The sequence below is a fragment of the Candidatus Nitrosotalea sp. FS genome (genome assembly GCF_011319475.1).
Taxonomy (GTDB): domain Archaea; phylum Thermoproteota; class Nitrososphaeria; order Nitrososphaerales; family Nitrosopumilaceae; genus Nitrosotalea.
In genome coordinates this window covers 826-1,853 of the sequence record NZ_RCMC01000133.1, presented here as the reverse complement: position 1 = coordinate 1,853, position 1,028 = coordinate 826, and the positions used below count along the sequence as shown (strand labels likewise).

Here is a 1,028-nt window from a genome sequence, read left to right as displayed (position 1 = left end):
AGAGGCAAGCGAGAGAAACTGGGAATCAAACAGTATCTTTTTTGCACCAGATGAGAGCATTTCTAATACCTTTGATGGCATCTGCCTCATGTTCTCGGATATGGTATACCCATATGGGCTGAATACTGGGACTGCATTTGGCCCAACCTCGCATCTTCNAAATTTCTCCAGAGGCAAGCGAGAGAAACTGGGAATCAAATAGCATTTTGGATGCGCCAGATGAGAGCATTTCTAGTACCTTTGATGGCATCTGTCTCATGTTCTCGGATATGGTATACCCATATGGGCTGAATACTGGAACGGCATTTGGTCCAACCTCGCATCTTCCATCAGAGCGGACAATCCAGTGCGGGTCCAAGAATGGATACTCGGGATGTTTTGGTACGGAATATACGCTAGTCTTTGTAAGATTTTGGTACTCGGGTTCTGCCTGCCAGTACTCGCCACGAAAATGAATGTCTGTAAGATCTGGTCTGACATTCATCTGGTGTGCTAGATCGATTGACATGCCACCTGCTGCGTTTATCAGGAAATCGGTTTGGATAGTATCGTTGTTTGTTTTTATTTCAAGAAAGTCTTTTTTGTCTGCANACCTGCTGCGTTTATCAGGAAATCAGTTTGAATGGTATTACCGTTTGTTTTTATTTCAAGAAAGTCTTTCTTGTCTGTAATGGATTCTGCCCTGGTATCAAGAAGAAATGTTGCTCCACTTTGTTTTGCATCTTCCATGATGTTTTTTGTTAATACACCATAGTCAACAGATGCATCCTTTTTGCAATAGATTGCCTTTTGGCATGATACTTCGGGTTCTTGTTTTTTTACATCGGTACCATCAAGCAAAACAATATCGTCTTTTTGNCAGATGCATCCTTTTTGCAAAAGATTGCCTTTTGGCATTTCACCTCGGGTTCTTGTTTTTTTACTTCAGTTCCGTCAAGCAAAATAATATCATCTTTTTGCAGGCCATTTTTTTCACCCCATGACATGTACTTTTCTAGTCTCTTGATTCCTGGTTCATCAAGTGCCAC

At 41.5% G+C, this 1,028-nt stretch carries 1 protein-coding gene; it reads right to left on the bottom strand.

Going from position 1 to position 1,028, the window contains the following annotated elements:
• Positions 1–591: 591 nt before the first annotated feature.
• Positions 592–840 (bottom strand): FAD-dependent oxidoreductase (locus DYY66_RS16080; protein WP_394352576.1); only part of this gene is annotated, 249 nt, incomplete at its 3' end.
• Positions 841–1,028: the final 188 nt, after the last annotated feature.